The sequence below is a fragment of the Shewanella chilikensis genome (assembly GCF_002836945.1).
In the GTDB taxonomy this organism is placed as follows: domain Bacteria; phylum Pseudomonadota; class Gammaproteobacteria; order Enterobacterales; family Shewanellaceae; genus Shewanella; species Shewanella chilikensis.
The window spans coordinates 1-17574 of the sequence record NZ_NIJM01000072.1; the positions used below are offsets into that span (position 1 = coordinate 1).

Genomic DNA, 17574 nt, shown 5'->3' on the forward strand with positions numbered 1-17574 from the left:
ATTTTGATCCTTTCAGTGAGATCGTCAAGCGATCTGTCTTAACTGATCGGCATTACCCGCAGGTGGCTATTTTCTACCCGGTTTATCAGGGCATAATGGAGTGCTGATCGGCGCCTTCCTTCTCCACTTCTACCGGCATCATATGTTCGCGGTTGATCCCAAGCTTAATTGCCAGGAAGCTCGCCACATAGATGGAGGAGTAGGTACCTACCAAAATCCCCATCAGCAATGCCGTGGCAAAGCCGTGGATCAGAGTGCCGCCCTTGAGGAACAGCGCAACCACAGTAATAAGCGTGGTCCCTGTGGTGATAATGGTACGGCTCATGGTCTGAGTGATTGAGGTATTCACCACTTCCACAGGTGTTGCCTTACGCATCTTGAGGAAGTTCTCACGGATACGGTCAAACACCACAATAGTATCGTTGAGTGAGTACCCCACCACGGTCAGCAAACCTGCCAGTACCGTCAAGTCGAACTCCAACTGCAGGAAGGAGAACAAGCCCAGAGTCACTATCACGTCGTGCGCCAGTGCGGCGACCGAACCCATGGCCAGACGCCATTCAAACCGGAAAGAGACGTAGATAAGAATACAGATAAGCGCAACCAATACTGCCAGGCCGCCCTGCTCTGCCAATTCCTTACCGACCTGAGGGCCGACAAACTCCACACTCTTTTGCTGCACAGCCGGGTCTTGCTTGGCTGCAGCGGCAAAAACTTCCTTAACCTGGAGGTCGCTCTTGATGTCTTCGCGCACCTGCAGACGCACTACCACATCGCGGCTGGAACCGAAGTTTTGCACCACGGCCCCCGAGGTCAGTTCGGTATCGAGGGCAAGACGCAGCTCGTCCAGGTTAGCAGGTTTGCTGAACTCCATGATGACAGAGGTGCCACCGGTAAAATCCAGCCCCCAATTGATCCCCTTGGTTGCCAGGGATGTCAGAGAAGCCACGACCAACACTACCGACATAATACTGATGGGCAGAGCATGACGCAGGAAGTTGATAGAGCCTTTAAATGATAAAATCTGCAACATAATCAGCTTCCTCAGATCGACAGTTTCTTCACGCGCTTGCCGCCCCACATGGCGTTTACAATCGCCCGGGTGCCGACAATAGCGGTAAACATGGATGTCGCGATACCTATCATCAAGGTCACGGCGAAGCCTTTAATCGCGCCGCTACCCACTGCGAACAGGATAAGCGCGGTGATGAAGGTAGTAATGTTGGCATCGGCAATGGTGGAGAACGCATTACCATAACCTTCATGAATAGCCTGCTGAACACTGCGACCTGCGCGAAGCTCTTCACGGATACGTTCGTAGATAAGCACGTTGCCATCCACCGCCATACCCACAGTCAGCACCATACCGGCGATACCCGGCAACGTCAGCACTGCGCCCGGGATCATCGACATCACACCCACGACCATGATCAGGTTGGCACACAGCGCCAGGTTGGCGATAACACCAAAGGCTCGGTAGTAGATCAGCATAAAGATCAATACCACAGCCATACCCCAGAGCATCGCCTGCATACCATTTTCAATGTTTTCGGCACCCAGGCTTGGACCTATGGTACGTTCTTCCACTATGGATACAGGTGCAATCAGTGCGCCGGCACGCAGCAGCAACGCCAGATTCTGGGCTTCACCGTGAGACAGACCCGTGATAACAAAGTTACGGCCGAGGCGAGCCTGAATGGTCGCGACAGAGATCACTTCCTCTATCTTATCCATCTTCACGCTGCCATCTGGGTTACGCTTACCACTGTCTTTATACTCAATGAACAGGGTCGCCATCGGCTTGCCGATGTTATCTTTGGTCACGTTGGAGAAGATATTACCGCCCTTGGCGTCCAGGCTGATACTCACCTGAGGCCGGCTGTATTGATCGAAGCTTGGCTGAGCACCGGTAATATGATCACCGGTCAGCATCACTTCTTTCTTCAATACCGCAATACCGCCTTCACGACGTGGATACACCTCAGAGCCAGGCGGAACCCGGCCCGATTGCGCCGCGTTCATGTCGGCTTTCTCATCGACCATATGGAATTCAATGGAAGCGGTCGCCCCGAGGATCTCTTTGGCGCGAGCTGTATCCTGTACCCCCGGCAGTTCAACGATAATGCGCTCGGCGCCTTGACGTTGTACTACAGGTTCGGCAACCCCAAGTTCGTTCACCCGGTTACGAATAGTGGTGATGTTCTGCGACAGAGCATCTTCTTTCACCTGCTTGAGGTAAACTTCGCTCATGGTGGCCATCAGGGCAAAGTTATTACCCTCGCTGGCGTCGCTGAACACCATATCGTTGGAGCGACTCTTCAGGAAGCTCTCGGCTTTAGCCAGATTTTCGGCATCGCGGAACTTGATCTCAATACCTTTGGCCGTAGCCTTGACACCCGAGTAGCGGATCCCCTCTTCCCGCAGCTGACTGCGGAAATCGGCGATCTTGGCTTCTTCCATCTTGCGGATGGCTTCGCCCATGTCCACTTCCATCAGGAAGTGCACGCCACCACGAAGGTCAAGACCCAGTTTCATCGGTGAACCACCGAGTGACTCGAGCCAGGCCGGTGTCGCCGGTGCCAGGTTCAACGCCACGCTGAACTTGTCACCCAAGGCTTCGGCTATCGCTTCTTTGGCCAACAACTGCTGTTCGGCATTGTTGACTCTGACGAGTAACTGACCGTTTTCCAACTCGGAACGCTTGACACCTATCCCCTTGCTTTGCAGCAAGTCGTTAATCTGTGTCTGGGTAGTGACAGTCACATCCGCACCGCGGGTGCCCACCACTTGTACCGCGTGATCCTCACCAAAGAGGTTAGGTACGGCATAGAAAGCCCCGATGGCGATGATAATCACCACCATCAGGTTCTTCCATAAAGGATACTTATTTAACACGCCTCAGCCCCCTTGGCTTATAGCGACTGGATAGAGCCTTTTGGCAATACCGCCGCGATATAATCTTTTTTGATGGTGATCTGGGTGCTGTCATTCAGGCTCAGCAGAACATAATCATTCTCGTCGCTGATCTTGGCAATTTTGCCTATGATGCCACCGCTGGTCAGGACTTCGTCGCCCTTACCCAGGGACGCCATCAGATTTTTGTGCTCTTTAACACGCTTGGACTGAGGACGGAAGATCATGAAATAGAAGATCAGACCGAAGATCACCAGCATGAACACCAATTCCATGGTACCGCCAGACTGAGGAGCACCGGCTGCACTAGCGTAAGCATTTGAAATAAACATATTTTTCTCTTCTTATCAGCAAATAAAATCAATCCACCAATTCAGGTACTTCACGGCCTTGACGACCATAGAAGTCCTTCACAAAGGCGTCTAATGTACCTGTCTCAATGGCGCCGCGCAAACCTTCCATTAACCTTTGGTAGTAACGCAGGTTATGTATGGTATTGAGACGGGCCCCGAGAATTTCATTACAGCGGTCCAGATGGTACAGATACGCCCGTGAGTAGTTCTTACAGGTGTAGCAGTCACATTCCGGATCCAGCGGTGATGTGTCGTCACGATGCCGCGCGTTGCGGATCTTGATAACACCTTCTGTGACAAACAGGTGGCCGTTGCGGGCATTACGGGTTGGCATCACACAGTCAAACATGTCGATACCGCGACGTACGCCTTCAACCAGATCCTCCGGTTTGCCTACCCCCATCAAATAACGGGGCTTGTCTGTTGGGATCTGCGGACAAACATGCTCCAGTACTCTGTGCATGTCCGCCTTGGGTTCCCCTACAGCCAAGCCGCCGACGGCATAGCCGTCAAAACCTATTTCCAACAAGCCCTTGAGGCTTTCATCACGCAGATCTTCATAGACACTGCCCTGAATAATCCCGAACAGTGAGTTGGGGTTTTCCAGGCGGTCGAACTCATCCCGTGAACGTTTTGCCCAGCGCAGTGACATCTGCATCGACTTGCGGGCTTCGTCATGAGTGGCCGGATACGGCGTGCACTCATCGAAAATCATCACCACATCCGAGCCGAGCGAATATTGGATCTGCATCGACTTCTCGGCATCCATGAAAATCTTTTCGCCGTTAATGGGCGAGCGGAAATGCACCCCTTCTTCGGTGATCTTGCGGATATCACCGAGACTGAAAACCTGGAAACCACCCGAGTCGGTAAGAATCGGCCGTTGCCAGTTCATGAAATCGTGCAGGTCACCATGCTTACGCATGATCTCTTCACCTGGGCGCAGCCAGAGGTGGAAAGTGTTCCCAAGCAGAATATCGGCTCCGGTGGCGCGCACTTCTTCCGGAGTCATCCCCTTCACAGTGCCGTAAGTTCCAACCGGCATAAAAGCCGGGGTTTCGACAGTGCCACGGTCAAAAATCAATCGGCCCCGGCGTGCGCGGCCATCAGTTGTATCCAATTCAAATTTCATGATTTACCTCGTCAGAGAAACAGTCTGACCTTAATTACGCGGACTTAGGCCGCAGCGTATAGACAACAGAGGGTCAAAAAGGCAAAAGGTTCACCCTTAAGACAAAATACCCGCTCATTGAGGCGGGTATTTTAAAACAAAAGTCATAATCAGTGAGCTTTTTTAGTCACAAACATGGCATCACCGTAACTGAAAAAGCGGTATTTTTCGGCAATCGCGTGCCGATAGGCGTTCATCACCTCATCAAAGCCGGCAAAAGCACTGACCAACATGATGAGCGTCGACTCCGGCAGGTGGAAGTTGGTGACCATGGCATCCACTACCTGAAACTCATATCCGGGATAGATGAAAATGTCGGTATCCCCTTTGAAGGCCTGCAATTCGCCTTCACTGGCGCGGGCTGCGCTCTCGAGCGAGCGCACCGAAGTGGTGCCAACCGCGATCACCCGTTTCCCGGCCGCCTTGGTGTTGTGGATTTTTGTCACCACCTCGGCCGGCACTTCGGCCCACTCAGAATGCATCTTGTGTTCCAGCACGTTATCGACCCTCACCGGCTGAAAAGTACCGGCGCCAACATGCAGGGTCACAAAGGCAATATCCACGCCTTTGGCTTTCAGCTCGGCCAACATATTGTCATCAAAGTGCAAACCGGCTGTCGGCGCCGCAACCGCACCCGGGGTTTGGTTATAAACTGTCTGATAGCGCTCTTTGTCGGCATCTTCATCGGGACGGTCTATATAGGGTGGCAACGGCATATGGCCTACCTGCTCAAGCACTTCGAGCACACTCGGACCGGATACCAGTTCAAGTTCAAACAGCGCATCGTGACGCGCTATCATCAACATCTTGAAGCCGCCATCGAGTAAAATTTCACTGCCTTCTTTCGGCGACTTGGAGCTGCGCACATGGGCAAGCACCCGCTTATCATCCAGCATCCGCTCCACCAGGATTTCCAGCTTACCGCCGGTTGCCTTCTGCCCGAACAGGCGCGCCGGAATAACCCGGGTATTGTTGAATACCATGAGATCGCCTGGCTGAACCAGGTTCAACAATTCGGTGAAGCGGCAGTCGCTAAGGGCCCCGCTGTTACCATCCAGAGTCAATAATCTGGACGCACTGCGTTTCTCCATAGGGAACTTGGCAATCAGTTCCTCTGGAAGATCGAAAGAAAAGTCTGCTACACGCATGAATGAGCCTCGGCTTAGCTGGAAACGGCGGCTAGTCTAGGGATTTGAGGCGTTAAGATCAAGGCTCCAGCGGTTCGTTTGCCGTTTCGGCAATGGGCTTGTTGTCATCGAAGGGCTCGCGCCGATATTCGAGTTGCTCGAATGGAATGTCCACCTCGACCCTGCGTCTCTGGGGCCGGGGCGTTTTGTTGATAAGTTTATTGAACCAGTCCCACATCATCCTTGATCCTCTGCGTCACCGAACGCTAAGCGTAGCATCTTATTTCACTGAGCAAAAAGAGAACTTTCATCGAGGCGCCAGAGACTGTTTTCATTTGCCGGCTTGTCATGGTAACTTGAGGGCGAATTCGACACCCAGTAGCCAATATGAACTTCCTTGCACACCTGCATCTGGCCGATATCAGCCAAACCTCTCTCGGCGCCAATCTCGCCGGCGACTTTGCCAAAGGCAATATCCAACAGTTTCCCAAACATTTGCAACAAGGGCTCTGGCTCCACAGACAGATAGACAAGTTGACCGATAGCCACGAGTTAACCCGCGAGTTAGTGCGTACTTTCCCCAAGCCACTTGCCAGAGTGGCGCCTGTACTGATGGATTTGGCCTTTGACCATATGCTGGCCAAATACTGGGAGGAATATCATCATCAACCTTTAGCTGCCTTTTGCAACAAGGCCTACGAGAGCCTAAGGCAAACTCCCTCCCTACCCGAAGGCTTAACCAAACTGGCGCCTGTGATGGAACAGCAGAATTGGCTATTGAGTTATCAAAGCCGCCAGGGACTCAACAGTGCAGTGACAGGTGTGAGTCGTCGCCTTTCAAAACCTGAGTTGTTCAACGGTGCCCAACAGGCGCTGCAAAAACTCGATACCGAAATTGAAATCGCCTTTCGAACCTTTTACCCGCAATTGATGGCTTACAGCCGGATATGGGCCAGAAAGACCCCGGCAGAATTTCTCTGATTGAGGCAAAATGCCAGCTGCCACGTTCGGTGAACCCACAAAGCCACTTTTGCCGGGCCTATGGCTTTGTTAGAATTGCGCCTTCACGAAGGAGAGTTCATGCAAGTTTTTGAGTACCGCCCACCGGCCCTGCCCTGGCTCGATATCCGCTATCTGGATCGCGATATTATCATCATCAACAAGCCATCCGGGCTGTTGTCCAACCCTGGTCGCGCCGCCGTAACCCATGACTGCGCCCTCACCCGCTTGCAACGCCTGTATCCGGAAACCATATTGGTGCACAGGCTGGACTGCGCCACCTCAGGGATCATGGTTTTCGCCCGCAACAAGGCCGCCGAGTCCAGTCTCAAGACTCAGTTTCAAGAGCGGCAAAGCGATAAACTGTATGTGGCCGAGGTGGCAGGATATCTTGAACAGCCAGCCGGTGTTATCGACTTGCCACTGGCAGCGGATAAGGCCAATCCGCCTCTGCAGCAAGTCTCGGAGCAAGGTAAGAGAGCGGTCACTCACTACAAGGTGCTTGAGCGCCGTGAAGATTCCAGCCTGGTGGCATTGCAACCGGAAACCGGCCGGACTCACCAGCTCAGAGTCCACATGCTCGCATTGGGGCATCCGATTTTAGGGGATGATTTCTATGGTGGGAGTGAGATTGAAAATGCCCGTCCGCGGCTCTGTCTGCATGCTGCCAGCCTGGCATTTTGCCACCCTTACTCGGGCGCCGAGATGCATTTTGTCAGCCTGTCACCTTTCTGACCCCTGCAAGGCTTGATAAAGAAAGCCTTAGAAAAAACAGCTAAAGAAAACGCCCGCTTAGCGGGCGTTTTCTTTTCAAGACTTAATCAGACTGCTATCAGGCACTCATCACAGATTTGGGTTCCAGACTGAAGCTATCGCCTCCTTCGGTGCAAAACTGCAGCTTGCCCTCTGCGGTTAAAATAAAGTACTCACCAAACAGGTTACCACCCATATCTTCCAGACATAAACCGGCATTGGTCTGTTTGGACCTCATCTCATCCACGCTGTGGCAACCATCGCTGAACCAGGTTTCCAAAAACAGCTTGCCACCTTCACGATACAGGGTCAGTTCTTCACCACTGCCGGGGCGACTATCCTGCCAACAACCAAGAAATTCTCGCTGTTGTTCGTTCTGTCGGTGCAGACGCTTGCGCTTTTCTACTCCAGACATATCCATACCCTTAAACCATGTCAGCCCAGCCTCTTTGGCTGACCCCAAATGCATGACATTAAGCATAGAACTCATAGTGCCCCTTTACCCGGCCAAAAGTAACAGAAAAGTGAAAAATTTGATTCCAAATCATTAAAAACCAATAAGTTAGAATGAAATCTCTCTAATGTGCGCAGTGTAGCCCAGTGAAAAAATAAAAGTGTGATCAAGATCACTTGTTGCAGCTAATTTAAGCAATTTATGAAATGACTCACACAATGCCCTTCCCGTCGGCCGTTTAAACGGTCACACCATGGCAAATGGGGCCAAAAACAAAGGGCGGCCCCGAGGCCGCCCTTTATCTTCAACAATGTTAGCTTAGCTTGCGCTCTTCGGCCTGGCAGACTGCCGCGGTAAACAACACATCAGTGGAAGAGTTCAGCGCAGTTTCGGCCGCATCCTGAATGACCCCAATAACAAAGCCAACAGCCACCACCTGAATGGCGATGCTGTCGCTGATGCCAAACAAGCTACAAGCCAGAGGGATAAGCAGCAGTGAACCACCGGCTACCCCGGAGGCACCACAAGCCGACACAGCGGCCACCAGGCTCAACAGCAAAGCGGTAGGCAAGTCGACACTGGTTCCTGTGGTATGCACAGCTGCCAGGGTCAGTACGGTAATGGTAATTGCCGCGCCGCCCATGTTGATAGTGGCCCCCAGAGGAATAGAAACCGAATAGGTATCTTTATGCAGTTTGAGGCGCTCACACAAGGCCATGTTCACCGGAATATTGGCGGCGCTCGAACGGGTAAAGAAGGCGGTTACGCCACTCTCTCTCAGACAAGCGAACACCAGAGGGTAAGGATTGCGTCTTGTCTTGAAGAATACCAAGAGCGGATTCACAACCAGGGCTATAATAGCCATACTTCCCAGTAAAACGCCGAGCAGACGGCCATAATTGTACACTTCCTCAAAACCGCTCTCGGCAAAGGTCACGGCCACCAGACCGAAAATGCCTATCGGCGCCAAGCGGATAATAAAGCGCACCATCTGTGAGATCCCATGACTGACATCGGCAAATACCTGTTTGGTCGAGTCACTGGAATGATGCAGTGCCAGCCCAAGACCAATACCCCAAGCCAGAATACCGATATAGTTGGCATTCATCAGAGCATTGACTGGGTTGTCGACCAATTTGAACAACAGGGTATTGAGAACTTCCAGAATACCTTGCGGCGGCGACAATAACTGTTCAGGCGCCCTGAGCTTGAGTGTGGTGGGAAACATAAAGCTCATTACCACAGCTGTAAGTGCCGAGGCAAAAGTACCGAACAGGTACAGAGCGATAATTGGCCGCATATTGCTCTTGGTATTTTTCTTCTGATTGGCAATCGATGCCGCCACCAGCAGAAATACCAGGATCGGCGCTATCGCCTTAAGCGCGCCGACAAAAAGATCTCCAAGGAAAGAAACGCTCTTTGCCCATTCCGGAGCAAAGTGTGCGAGCCCCATGCCCGCGATGATCCCCAAAAGGATTTGCAGTACAAGACTGCTCTTGGCCAATCGGGCCAAAAGTAAAGAAAATTGGTTCATTGCCTGACCTGTATTTATTATCTTTCTGGCACCAGTGCCACAGGAGTTACGTTTTTAGCGGATGAAACCACTAATGTCTAGCTTTGAAGCCTATTTGTGTCGTCTGGATAACCCTGAAAACGCATTTTGGCAACAGCAATGTCATTTTTGACTATCTTGTGCAATTTGCGCGCCTCTGAGCATGGCATCAATAAGTTCGTGGGCATCGAACTTGGTCAGAGCTTCGTTGGCACCCACCTGGTGCGCCTGACTAACGCTGATTTCACTGGAAAGCGAGGTATGCAGAATAATATATGCGCCGGCGAGTGCCGGTTTGTCTCTCACCTCAAAAGCGAGTTCATAACCATCCAGCCCCGGCATTTCGATATCGCTCACCAGGAGATCCACAGGGCGTTTTTCGGCCGCAGCCTTTTCCATGATAGCCAAAGCCTGAGCACCGTTTGAGGTGACTTCATAGGGGATATTTATGGAGTCCAGCGCATCGGACAGTTGCTTTCTGGCTACTTTGGAGTCGTCCACCAGCAAGATCCGCAGTGGTTTCAACCTTTCCCTTTGTACATCGGTCAGCGTGGCCACACTCTGAGCCGCAATCGGGAAAATCTTTGACAGCAGCAACTCAACATCCAGCAGCTGCACCAGCTTATTGTCGTAACGGGTCACTCCGGTGAGATAGGCATTGCGTCCCAGGTTATCCGGCGGTGATTCAATATCACGCCAGTTACATTCGAGGATCTTGTCTATACCGCGAACCAGAAAGCCAATCTCCATCCGCTGGCAATCTGTGATGATAATAAAACAGCTCTTGCGCTCCTCTGCCGTGACCGGGCGATAACCAACGGCCGCCGCCATATCCACCACAGGAATGGTATGTCCTCTGAAGTTTACCGCCCCCATCACAGCCGGATGAGATTGGGGGATCTGGTTTAGTGGCATATAAGGCACCAACTCTCGGATCTTCAGGGTACCTATAGCAAACAGCTGGCTTGCCGACAGATGAAACAGCAGCAGTCCCTGAGATTGATTGGCCTTACTCTTCATAACAACACCATTACAGACAATAAGTTAAACGCTTCAGGATAACACAGGCCAGGGATCTTGGTGGCCAGCTGCAATTCACAATTGCGATTCAATAGGCAAAAGGCTGAGAATATCGGCACTGAGGCGGCGCCAGAAACCGGCGGCGGGCTCGTTATAGAACACCTCTTGTTTGGCATCGTCATGCCACACCAGCTCATCCTCCTCCAGCGCCAATCGGTAAGCATTACGCAGTAAGGCGCCGCCCAGTTGCTGCTGAATATGTTCAGCCAACTTGGGCTGATGTAGCAAAATTCCCATTTCAGTATTGATCCAGGCAGAGCGGGGATCAAAGTTGAATGAGCCAACAAACACCTCTTCATCGTCCAACACAAAGGTTTTGGCATGCAAACTGGTGCGTGAACTGCCACGCCATGCCGACGGCTTATGAGCGGGATCGGCCTTCACCTCATAGAGCCTGACACCGGCTTCCAGCAGTTGCCGACGATACTTCTTGTAGCCGCCATGCACGGCCACTACATCTGTAGCAGCCAGGCTATTGGTCACCACAGTAACCTCAATACCATTGGCTACCGCCTGTGCCAGAGCATCGGCCCCTTTGGATGTGGGCACAAAATAAGGCGAGATGATCAGTATGTTGTTTTCAACCTGGGACAGAAAACGACCGATATCAGCCAGCATCCAACTTTCGGGCTCGGCACTGCGCAGCTTATCGGGCGGATCGAACAACACCTTGGCTTCGCCCCAATACCAGTCGAGTTGCTGCTGCTTCATATTGGCGATCAACTGACTCTGTAACAAGCGTTGATAATAAGGATGATCCTGCATCGCCTGCTGCTCCTGCCGCATCTTGGCATCGGCCTGCAACAGTTTTTCCCGGGTCATACGCTTGGGCAGCAGTTGCTCAAGCGGAATAGTCAGCGGTGCATTCCAATAAAGATCAAACTGTTCAGAGATAACAGGTATCGCCTCGCCTATGGTAAGCAAGTCAAAGTCACCGAACTCAAGTTCATCGTTAGCGGAAAAATACTCATTGCCTATATTGCGCCCCCCCACCACTGAGACCATATTGTCCACTGTCAGCGACTTATTGTGCATTCTGTGGTTCAAACGGGCAAAACCGAACAACCAGGACATGCCTCTGAAGGTGCGGGAATAAACTGGGTTATAGAGGCGAACCTGAATATTGGGATGATGATTCAAGGCCGCCAGCCCAGATTCGAGCGGCGCGCTGGTAGTATCATCCAGCAACAGCCTCACCCGCACCCCGCGCTCAGCAGCTTCCAATAGTTGCCAAACCAAGGTTTTACCGGTTTCATCGGCCCGATAGATATAATACTGCAGATCGATACTGCTCTGGGCACTGCGGATAAGCGCCAACCTGGCAATGAAGGCATCGACACCTTCAGCCAAGGGTAGTACGCCCGTCTGCGATGGGTGGACGGACAATTGAGGTTCCAGATAATCCAGCAAGACAGAACTCTCCGGCGTTGCCAGATAGCTGGAGTCGCTGTAAGCGGGATCCCGTGTCGGTGCCGAACTGCAAGCGCTAAGCAAGGACAAAAGAACCAGCAATATTCCAAACTGTGGCAACATTTTGAATATTCTTCGAAATAGTGAAGAGTATTCAAGCATTAATTCGTTCCGGGATCCAGCATTCCCGCCTCCGGCTTTCGCATGTTATTCCTGCAAAGCATAGAGCACATCGAACACAAACTGGTCCCAACCATGGGAATCAAAGGCCGCATCGGCCACCGCACGAATACGGGCAACGGCATGCAGCGGCGCCACGCCATGCTCCATCAAGTAGTAGGCCAACAACAGGCAGGTTCGGTTTTGCCCCGACTCACAATGTACCAATACCCCTAGCCCGGCTGCACGCTGGCGCTGGATAAAGTCGAGCGCCTTGGGTAACTGCTCGACGCAGCGCCGCAAATCGGCATCCAGCGGTGCTTCTCCACTAGGTAAAGGGATACAGGCAAACTCAAATTGCGACTGAGGCCAATAGGCCGCCACATTATCAGCCAAGGAAAGAACAGCGCCTATCCCGGAGCGCTGCAGCTCATCGAAATCCCAGTTCTGGCCTACTGGCCCCCGGCTTCCTGCCAACTCTCCCTCTTCCAACCAAAAGAGTGGTTGCATCTGTGTTTTCCTCAGTAATACGCAACTTTTGCTTGGCTTCAGAATACCCCAAATCGATAGAGAATTTCGTTGATTTATGCCAAAAAGGTTAACTGGGGCGGCCAGCTTCCAAGTTCAGCAATTGCTGCTTCATGGCGAGCCCCCAAGCATAGCCGGTCAACCTGCCATCCTTGCCTATGACTCTGTGACAAGGCACGATGATCGCTATCGGGTTGGCACCATTGGCAGTGCCGACAGCGCGGACCGCTTTCGGGTTATCAATTTTTACGGCCAGCTCACCGTAACTGGTAAAACTGCCATAGGGCAACCCCACCAACGCCTGCCAAACGGTACGTTGGAAGCGTGTCCCCTTGGGAGCCAACGGCAGCTCGAAGACCTGTCTGGCTCCGGCAAAATACTCCAGGAGCTGGCTCTTGGTCTGCGCCAATATCACCTCAGCCCGCGCCTTTTGCGCTGCACTCGCGCTCACCAGCGTTATCCGGCGCTCTCTGTCATCCCCTGTCAAAACCGACAGGTGGGACAGCCCATGAGGCCCCGCAGCAAGCCATAGCCGGCCCACAGCCGAATCCATGATGAGCTCCGCCACCGGCAGCAATTCTGCTGCTGGCCACTCTTTACTCAGCGATACGGCCAAGCTCGGTTTATCTTGTGTATTCATAGGATTAATCCCTTGATTTTATGGCTTTTGAATAGGTGTTTGACTCTGATGCCTGTCACCTTTGCAACCCATATCCGAGCTCTTCATTCATTGCTATTAATGGGTTCTATGCCGACTGCCAAAGTTGCAGAGTAAGATAACTGCCCCAGGGCGACGCGGCTTCAGTAACACCTTGCAGTAACGCTTGGTAATGGGCCGCACTTTTCTTGCCTTTGTGCTGAGCAACTGCACCTTGTGTAGCCGAATCCGGGTTAATTTGAGCCAAGTTCCCGTTAACCTCGGTCGAGATTGCCGTTTCACCAAGCAGCGTGAGCAGACGCTTACGGATTATCAAGTCGCCGCCGAGCAACACATCAGGATCCGACAACCCGCGCATTCTGGCGTAGGCTATGGTCCAAGGGCCAATCCCTTTCAAACTGAGCCAAGCCTCGGGCTCGGTATCACCATGCTCAAGCTGAAAACGCGCCAACTCAGCCAATGCCGTCTTTCTGCTTGCGGGCATTTTCAACTCGTCAAAGTCCGCCGCCAACATGCTTTCGGGCTCGGGAAAGAAGCTAATTTCCCGCCCGGCGATAACTCGCCTCTCACCTCTGGCTGCCACCAACTGCCCCAACAGTTTTGTGGCTTGGGTAACGCTGACCTGCTGGCCCAGAACAGCCCGCACACCGGCTTCAAACAGAGAGCCTGCTGCCGGTAGCCTCAGCCCCGGCTCCCAACCAAAGGTGGAGTCTGCCAGTGTGATAGGTTGCAACACTTGCTCAACCTGCTGCATATCAGCGTCGAGATCCAATATCCTTCTTATCCGATTGACCAATACCGGCAACAAGCTAAGCTCGGCGCCCTCTTCCAATGCCAGGGTAACTGCGACTCTATTTTGCGAGGCCTGCAACTCGGCAAAAAACCAAGCTTTGAACCCGCCTTTGTCGCTGTTGAGTAACAGGCTGCGACCATAGCCCTGACGGCCATTAAGTTCAAACCACTCCATTCCTGTTACCGCCCGCAGGCGATAGAAATCAAGCAACGCTTGCCAGGCATATGGCGGCCGGTAACTCAAAAACAGTTGCATCCTGTTACTGTCGTCCATTTGCGTATCAGCGCTGCGTCTGAGCGCCGACGGGGTAAGCTGCAGCTGACTCTGAAACACTTCGTTGAAGCGACGAATGCTCGTGTATCCCGCAGCCAAAGCCACCTGCGTGATAGGGAGCCGGGTTTGGTGCAGCAGCTGCTTGGCAAACATCAACTGCTGAAACGCAGCGTATTGCTTGGGAGACAGGCCCAACGCTTCGACAAACAGCTTGCGCAGATAACGACTGCTGATCCCGAGGCGCTGTGCCAAGTGCTCGACACCTTTCGCCGACTCGCCGCTCAAGGCGCCCTGCTCTATCAGGGTTACTGCCCGCTCCAGCGTGGTTCTCGTGCCTTTCCAAGCACAGGAGCCTGGGGCACTTTCCGGACGACAACGCAAACAGGGGCGCAAACCTTGATTTGCCGCGGCGGCGGCCGAGAAAAAGTATTCGACATTTTCCTCTTTTGGCGCCACTGCCGGACAGATAGGCCGGCAATAGATACCCGTCGTCTTCACCCCGATAAAGAAGCGGCCATCAAACCTGGGATCGCGGCTAAGTCTCGCCCGGCGACAGGTGTCGGTGCTGAGCTCGGTAAAAATCGTCATCATCTGTTTCGCTATTGCGGGGTATCCTGAATGCAGGTTACCCCGCGAACACAGGTGAAACCAGCGGAAAACGGAACTTAACCCCGAGGTTAGATAAGTCCAACTTCGACACGCGCCTGCATGCCTTCAGTCAGACACCTTGAACACCAGGCCACTCTCTACAAAAAGAGCCCCGCACGAGGACTTATTCGCATCCTCCCGAAATCCAAGCCGTTGTTGCTGATTAATAGCTGCCCTGCCGGTAAAAATTGGTTATGCTGGAACGGTTTGAATAAAAATCACTCCTGATCCGCAAGGCCCTGTGTCTGCTCGCATAACCGGGCAAGGATCAATCTTTGCCAAGAGATATATCGCCCATAACAGTTTGCCAAGAGAAGCCCATGATAAAGACGTTATTTTCCCGCTTTGAACGCTGGACGGATCCACTGCCGGATATAGAACCGTCTCCGCCACCCAAAGGGCTCTATGCTTTTTGCCGCCACTACACCAAAGGGTTCGAGCGACCGCTGATATTGATGTCAATATTGACCGCGATTCTGGCCATGCTGGAAGTGTCACTGTTTGGCTTTATGGGCCAATTGGTTGACTGGCTGGTAGACAAGGATCCACAAACCCTGCTGCAGGATGAAGGACTCAAACTACTCGGCATGACCTTGCTGGTACTCGTGCTCTTGCCTGTACTCATCTTGCTGCACGCCTTGATTGTCTACCAAAGTCTGCTGGGCAACTATCCGATGGCTATCCGCTGGCTGGCGCACAAATACCTGTTGAAACAGAGTGTTTCCTTCTATCAGGACGACTTTGCCGGCCGCATAGCCACCAAGGTGATGCAAACCTCTCTGGCGGTGCGGGAAACCGTGATGAAACTCTTGGACGTGCTGGTCTACATAATGGTGTATTTCACCTCCATGTTGGTGATGATAGCCAGTGCCGATATGCGCTTGATGCTGCCCATGTTGGCATGGCTTGCCATCTATATCGGCCTGCTGTGGTATTTCGTGCCCAAGCTGAAAGCCGTGTCTACCGAGCAGGCCGATGCCCGCTCAACCATGACGGGTCGAATCGTCGACAGTTACACCAATATTGCCACGGTCAAACTTTTCTCCCACACCCAGCAGGAAGCCGAATACGCTCAGTCGAGCATGAAAACCTTCCTGGATACCGTGCACCGGCAGATGCGCCTGGTCACCGGAATTAATGTCAGTGTGCAGCTGCTGAACTATTTCCTGGCCTTTAGCGTAGCCGCCGTATCCATCTGGCTCTGGAGCGACAGTGCCATCAGTGTCGGCGCCATAGCGATTGCCGTCAGTTTGGCTCTGCGCCTCAACGGCATGTCGCAATGGATAATGTGGGAAATCAGCTCACTGTTTGAAAATATAGGGACAGTGGCCGATGGTATGAGCACCCTGTCCAAACCCACCCGCATTCTGGATGCCGAAGATGCCAAAGCCATTTTAGTTGAGCAAGGGCAAATCGATTTCGATAAGGTCAGCTTTCACTATGGAGAACAGAGCGGCGTGCTGGAAGGCCTGGATTTACAGATTAAGCCAGGTGAAAAAGTCGGTCTGGTGGGGCGCTCGGGTGCCGGTAAGTCCACCTTGGTCAATCTGCTGATGCGTTTTCATGATGTGGAAAAGGGAAGAATTCTGATAGATGGTCAGGATATACGTAAAGTCTCCCAGGATTCGCTGCGCTCACAGATAGGCATGGTGACTCAGGATACCTCCTTGCTGCACAGGTCCATCAGAGAAAATATTCTTTATGGTCGTCCCGATGCCACTAAAGAGGAACTGGAGCAGGCGATCATCAAGGCCCAGGCCAGTGAGTTTATCGCCTCTTTGACAGATCCGTCGGGGAATACCGGGCTGGATGCCCAGGTGGGTGAACGGGGTGTCAAATTATCCGGCGGTCAAAGGCAGCGTATTGCCATCGCCAGGGTGTTATTGAAAGATGCGCCAATCCTGATCCTGGATGAAGCCACCTCGGCACTCGACTCGGAAGTGGAAGCGGCAATTCAGGAAAGCCTCTATCAATTGATGGAAGGAAAAACCGTTATCGCTATCGCTCACAGGCTATCAACCATAGCCGCCATGGATAGATTGATAGTGCTGGATCAGGGCAAAGTGGTCGAACAAGGTAGCCATCAGGAACTGATCCGCAGCAAAGGAATTTACGCTCAGCTGTGGGCTCACCAAACAGGCGGTTTTATCGGTGTAGACTGAGATATCTTTACCGCCCTGCTTTTCGGCATAGAACAACACTCCAGGAAGCCATCGCGGCTTCCTGTTTTTTTAAGCCTTCCATATAAAGAAGCACTCACCTTGACTAACTGTGACTTGGTTACTCAAGTAACGACTTTTTATTCAAGTAGTCACTCAATGGGTATCGGGGCAAAACAATCTGGCGTATCGGTTAATAAGACCTGAGCCCAATAAGAGCTGCATTTTGGGGACACTTCTAGATACATGGTTGGATAAATACTCTAACAATCCCATTCGGGGTTAGAGAGTGCTGTTTTCGATAGGAAGCAAACGTTGAAGGACAGATAACAAAAAACCACCCTAAGGTGGTTAGTGTTTCTCTTGAAGGAGAATCTTTGGTGGAGCTAGACGGGATCGAACCGTCGACCTCTTGCATGCCATGCAAGCGCTCTCCCAGCTGAGCTATAGCCCCGAAATTCTGTCAAAAACAAAATCTCGCGAAAAATGTGGCATCCCCTAGGGGATTCGAACCCCTGTTACCGCCGTGAAAGGGCGGTGTCCT

General features: G+C 52.4%; 16 protein-coding genes and 1 tRNA gene. 3 read left to right on the plus strand and 14 right to left on the minus strand.

Features of this window, described 5'->3' with window-relative positions; all coding sequences use genetic code 11:
• Positions 1 to 85 precede the first annotated feature (85 nt).
• The 6 genes from secF to CX651_RS19915 all read right to left on the minus strand — a co-directional run bounded on the left by secF (position 86) and on the right by CX651_RS19915 (position 5805).
• Positions 86 to 1033 carry a protein translocase subunit SecF gene (gene secF / locus CX651_RS18560; RefSeq protein WP_101057491.1) on the minus strand — a complete coding sequence of 316 codons (948 nt, stop codon included), beginning with the start codon at positions 1031 to 1033 and terminating at the stop codon, positions 86 to 88.
• Between the two features lie 11 nt (positions 1034 to 1044).
• Entirely contained in the window at positions 1045 to 2895 is a 1851-nt protein-coding gene (gene secD / locus CX651_RS18565) for a protein translocase subunit SecD (RefSeq protein ID WP_101057493.1), read from the minus strand.
• Positions 2896 to 2912: 17 nt separating this feature from the next.
• A complete protein-coding gene (gene yajC / locus CX651_RS18570; protein ID WP_025011473.1) occupies positions 2913 to 3245 on the minus strand; it encodes a preprotein translocase subunit YajC in 333 nt (110 codons plus the stop codon).
• Between the two features lie 28 nt (positions 3246 to 3273).
• Positions 3274 to 4398 (minus strand): tRNA guanosine(34) transglycosylase Tgt, encoded by a 1125-nt coding sequence (gene tgt / locus CX651_RS18575; RefSeq protein ID WP_028781041.1) that lies wholly within the window; start codon positions 4396 to 4398, stop codon positions 3274 to 3276.
• A gap of 149 nt (positions 4399 to 4547) precedes the next feature.
• Positions 4548 to 5585: a tRNA preQ1(34) S-adenosylmethionine ribosyltransferase-isomerase QueA gene (gene queA, locus CX651_RS18580; RefSeq protein ID WP_044734801.1), complete on the minus strand. Its 1038-nt coding sequence runs from the start codon at positions 5583 to 5585 to the stop codon at positions 4548 to 4550.
• 58 nt (positions 5586 to 5643) lie between these two features.
• On the minus strand, positions 5644 to 5805 hold the full coding sequence (locus CX651_RS19915; RefSeq protein WP_156019312.1) for a hypothetical protein: 162 nt from the start codon (positions 5803 to 5805) through the stop codon (positions 5644 to 5646).
• Between the two features lie 146 nt (positions 5806 to 5951).
• On the opposite strand from CX651_RS19915, the gene CX651_RS18585 reads away from it, so the two are divergent.
• Together CX651_RS18585 and CX651_RS18590 are read left to right on the plus strand one after the other, a co-directional pair.
• On the plus strand, positions 5952 to 6545 hold the full coding sequence (locus tag CX651_RS18585; RefSeq protein WP_028781043.1) for an acyl carrier protein phosphodiesterase: 594 nt from the start codon (positions 5952 to 5954) through the stop codon (positions 6543 to 6545).
• Positions 6546 to 6644: 99 nt separating this feature from the next.
• Complete coding sequence (locus CX651_RS18590; protein ID WP_101057495.1) at positions 6645 to 7298, plus strand: RluA family pseudouridine synthase; 654 nt, start codon at positions 6645 to 6647, stop codon at positions 7296 to 7298.
• A 97-nt stretch (positions 7299 to 7395) separates the two neighbouring features.
• Here the strand turns inward: CX651_RS18590 and CX651_RS18595 are convergent, their stop codons facing one another.
• The 7 genes from CX651_RS18595 to CX651_RS18625 all read right to left on the minus strand — a co-directional run bounded on the left by CX651_RS18595 (position 7396) and on the right by CX651_RS18625 (position 14814).
• Positions 7396 to 7731 carry a hypothetical protein gene (locus CX651_RS18595; protein ID WP_223828843.1) on the minus strand — a complete coding sequence of 112 codons (336 nt, stop codon included), beginning with the start codon at positions 7729 to 7731 and terminating at the stop codon, positions 7396 to 7398.
• Positions 7732 to 8083: 352 nt separating this feature from the next.
• A complete protein-coding gene (sstT, locus tag CX651_RS18600; protein ID WP_101057497.1) occupies positions 8084 to 9304 on the minus strand; it encodes a serine/threonine transporter SstT in 1221 nt (406 codons plus the stop codon).
• A gap of 141 nt (positions 9305 to 9445) precedes the next feature.
• Positions 9446 to 10342 carry a chemotaxis protein gene (locus tag CX651_RS18605; RefSeq protein WP_101057499.1) on the minus strand — a complete coding sequence of 299 codons (897 nt, stop codon included), beginning with the start codon at positions 10340 to 10342 and terminating at the stop codon, positions 9446 to 9448.
• 75 nt (positions 10343 to 10417) lie between these two features.
• On the minus strand, positions 10418 to 11935 hold the full coding sequence (locus tag CX651_RS18610; RefSeq protein WP_101057501.1) for a phospholipase D family protein: 1518 nt from the start codon (positions 11933 to 11935) through the stop codon (positions 10418 to 10420).
• Between the two features lie 84 nt (positions 11936 to 12019).
• Positions 12020 to 12481, minus strand: a complete 462-nt coding sequence (locus CX651_RS18615) for a dual specificity protein phosphatase family protein (protein WP_101057503.1) — start codon at positions 12479 to 12481, stop codon at positions 12020 to 12022.
• A gap of 88 nt (positions 12482 to 12569) precedes the next feature.
• Positions 12570 to 13139: a methylated-DNA--[protein]-cysteine S-methyltransferase gene (locus tag CX651_RS18620; RefSeq protein ID WP_229839818.1), complete on the minus strand. Its 570-nt coding sequence runs from the start codon at positions 13137 to 13139 to the stop codon at positions 12570 to 12572.
• A gap of 106 nt (positions 13140 to 13245) precedes the next feature.
• The gene (locus tag CX651_RS18625; protein WP_101057504.1) at positions 13246 to 14814 is read right to left on the minus strand and encodes a DNA-3-methyladenine glycosylase 2 family protein; all 1569 of its coding nucleotides are present in this window, start codon (positions 14812 to 14814) and stop codon (positions 13246 to 13248) included.
• Between the two features lie 377 nt (positions 14815 to 15191).
• Between CX651_RS18625 and CX651_RS18630 the strand changes: the two genes are divergently transcribed.
• Positions 15192 to 17033: an ABC transporter ATP-binding protein gene (locus CX651_RS18630; RefSeq protein ID WP_101057506.1), complete on the plus strand. Its 1842-nt coding sequence runs from the start codon at positions 15192 to 15194 to the stop codon at positions 17031 to 17033.
• 375 nt (positions 17034 to 17408) lie between these two features.
• Here the strand turns inward: CX651_RS18630 and CX651_RS18635 are convergent.
• Positions 17409 to 17484, minus strand: a tRNA-Ala gene (locus CX651_RS18635).
• Positions 17485 to 17574 lie beyond the last annotated feature (90 nt).

Bases quoted from the DNA above. Each gene is read 5' to 3' on its own strand.
- CX651_RS18630 (WP_101057506.1), top strand. From the start codon at position 15,192: ATGATAAAGACGTTATTTTCCCGCTTTGAACGCTGGACGGATCCACTG.
- CX651_RS18585 (WP_028781043.1), top strand. From the start codon at position 5,952: ATGAACTTCCTTGCACACCTGCATCTGGCCGATATCAGCCAAACCTCT.
- CX651_RS19915 (WP_156019312.1), bottom strand. From the start codon at position 5,805: ATGATGTGGGACTGGTTCAATAAACTTATCAACAAAACGCCCCGGCCC.
- CX651_RS18590 (WP_101057495.1), top strand. From the start codon at position 6,645: ATGCAAGTTTTTGAGTACCGCCCACCGGCCCTGCCCTGGCTCGATATC.
- CX651_RS18605 (WP_101057499.1), bottom strand. From the start codon at position 10,342: ATGAAGAGTAAGGCCAATCAATCTCAGGGACTGCTGCTGTTTCATCTG.
- CX651_RS18615 (WP_101057503.1), bottom strand. From the start codon at position 12,481: ATGCAACCACTCTTTTGGTTGGAAGAGGGAGAGTTGGCAGGAAGCCGG.
- CX651_RS18625 (WP_101057504.1), bottom strand. From the start codon at position 14,814: ATGATGACGATTTTTACCGAGCTCAGCACCGACACCTGTCGCCGGGCG.
- tgt (WP_028781041.1), bottom strand. From the start codon at position 4,398: ATGAAATTTGAATTGGATACAACTGATGGCCGCGCACGCCGGGGCCGA.
- CX651_RS18610 (WP_101057501.1), bottom strand. From the start codon at position 11,935: ATGTTGCCACAGTTTGGAATATTGCTGGTTCTTTTGTCCTTGCTTAGC.
- queA (WP_044734801.1), bottom strand. From the start codon at position 5,585: ATGCGTGTAGCAGACTTTTCTTTCGATCTTCCAGAGGAACTGATTGCC.
- yajC (WP_025011473.1), bottom strand. From the start codon at position 3,245: ATGTTTATTTCAAATGCTTACGCTAGTGCAGCCGGTGCTCCTCAGTCT.
- secF (WP_101057491.1), bottom strand. From the start codon at position 1,033: ATGTTGCAGATTTTATCATTTAAAGGCTCTATCAACTTCCTGCGTCAT.
- CX651_RS18595 (WP_223828843.1), bottom strand. From the start codon at position 7,731: ATGTCTGGAGTAGAAAAGCGCAAGCGTCTGCACCGACAGAACGAACAA.
- CX651_RS18620 (WP_229839818.1), bottom strand. From the start codon at position 13,139: ATGAATACACAAGATAAACCGAGCTTGGCCGTATCGCTGAGTAAAGAG.
- sstT (WP_101057497.1), bottom strand. From the start codon at position 9,304: ATGAACCAATTTTCTTTACTTTTGGCCCGATTGGCCAAGAGCAGTCTT.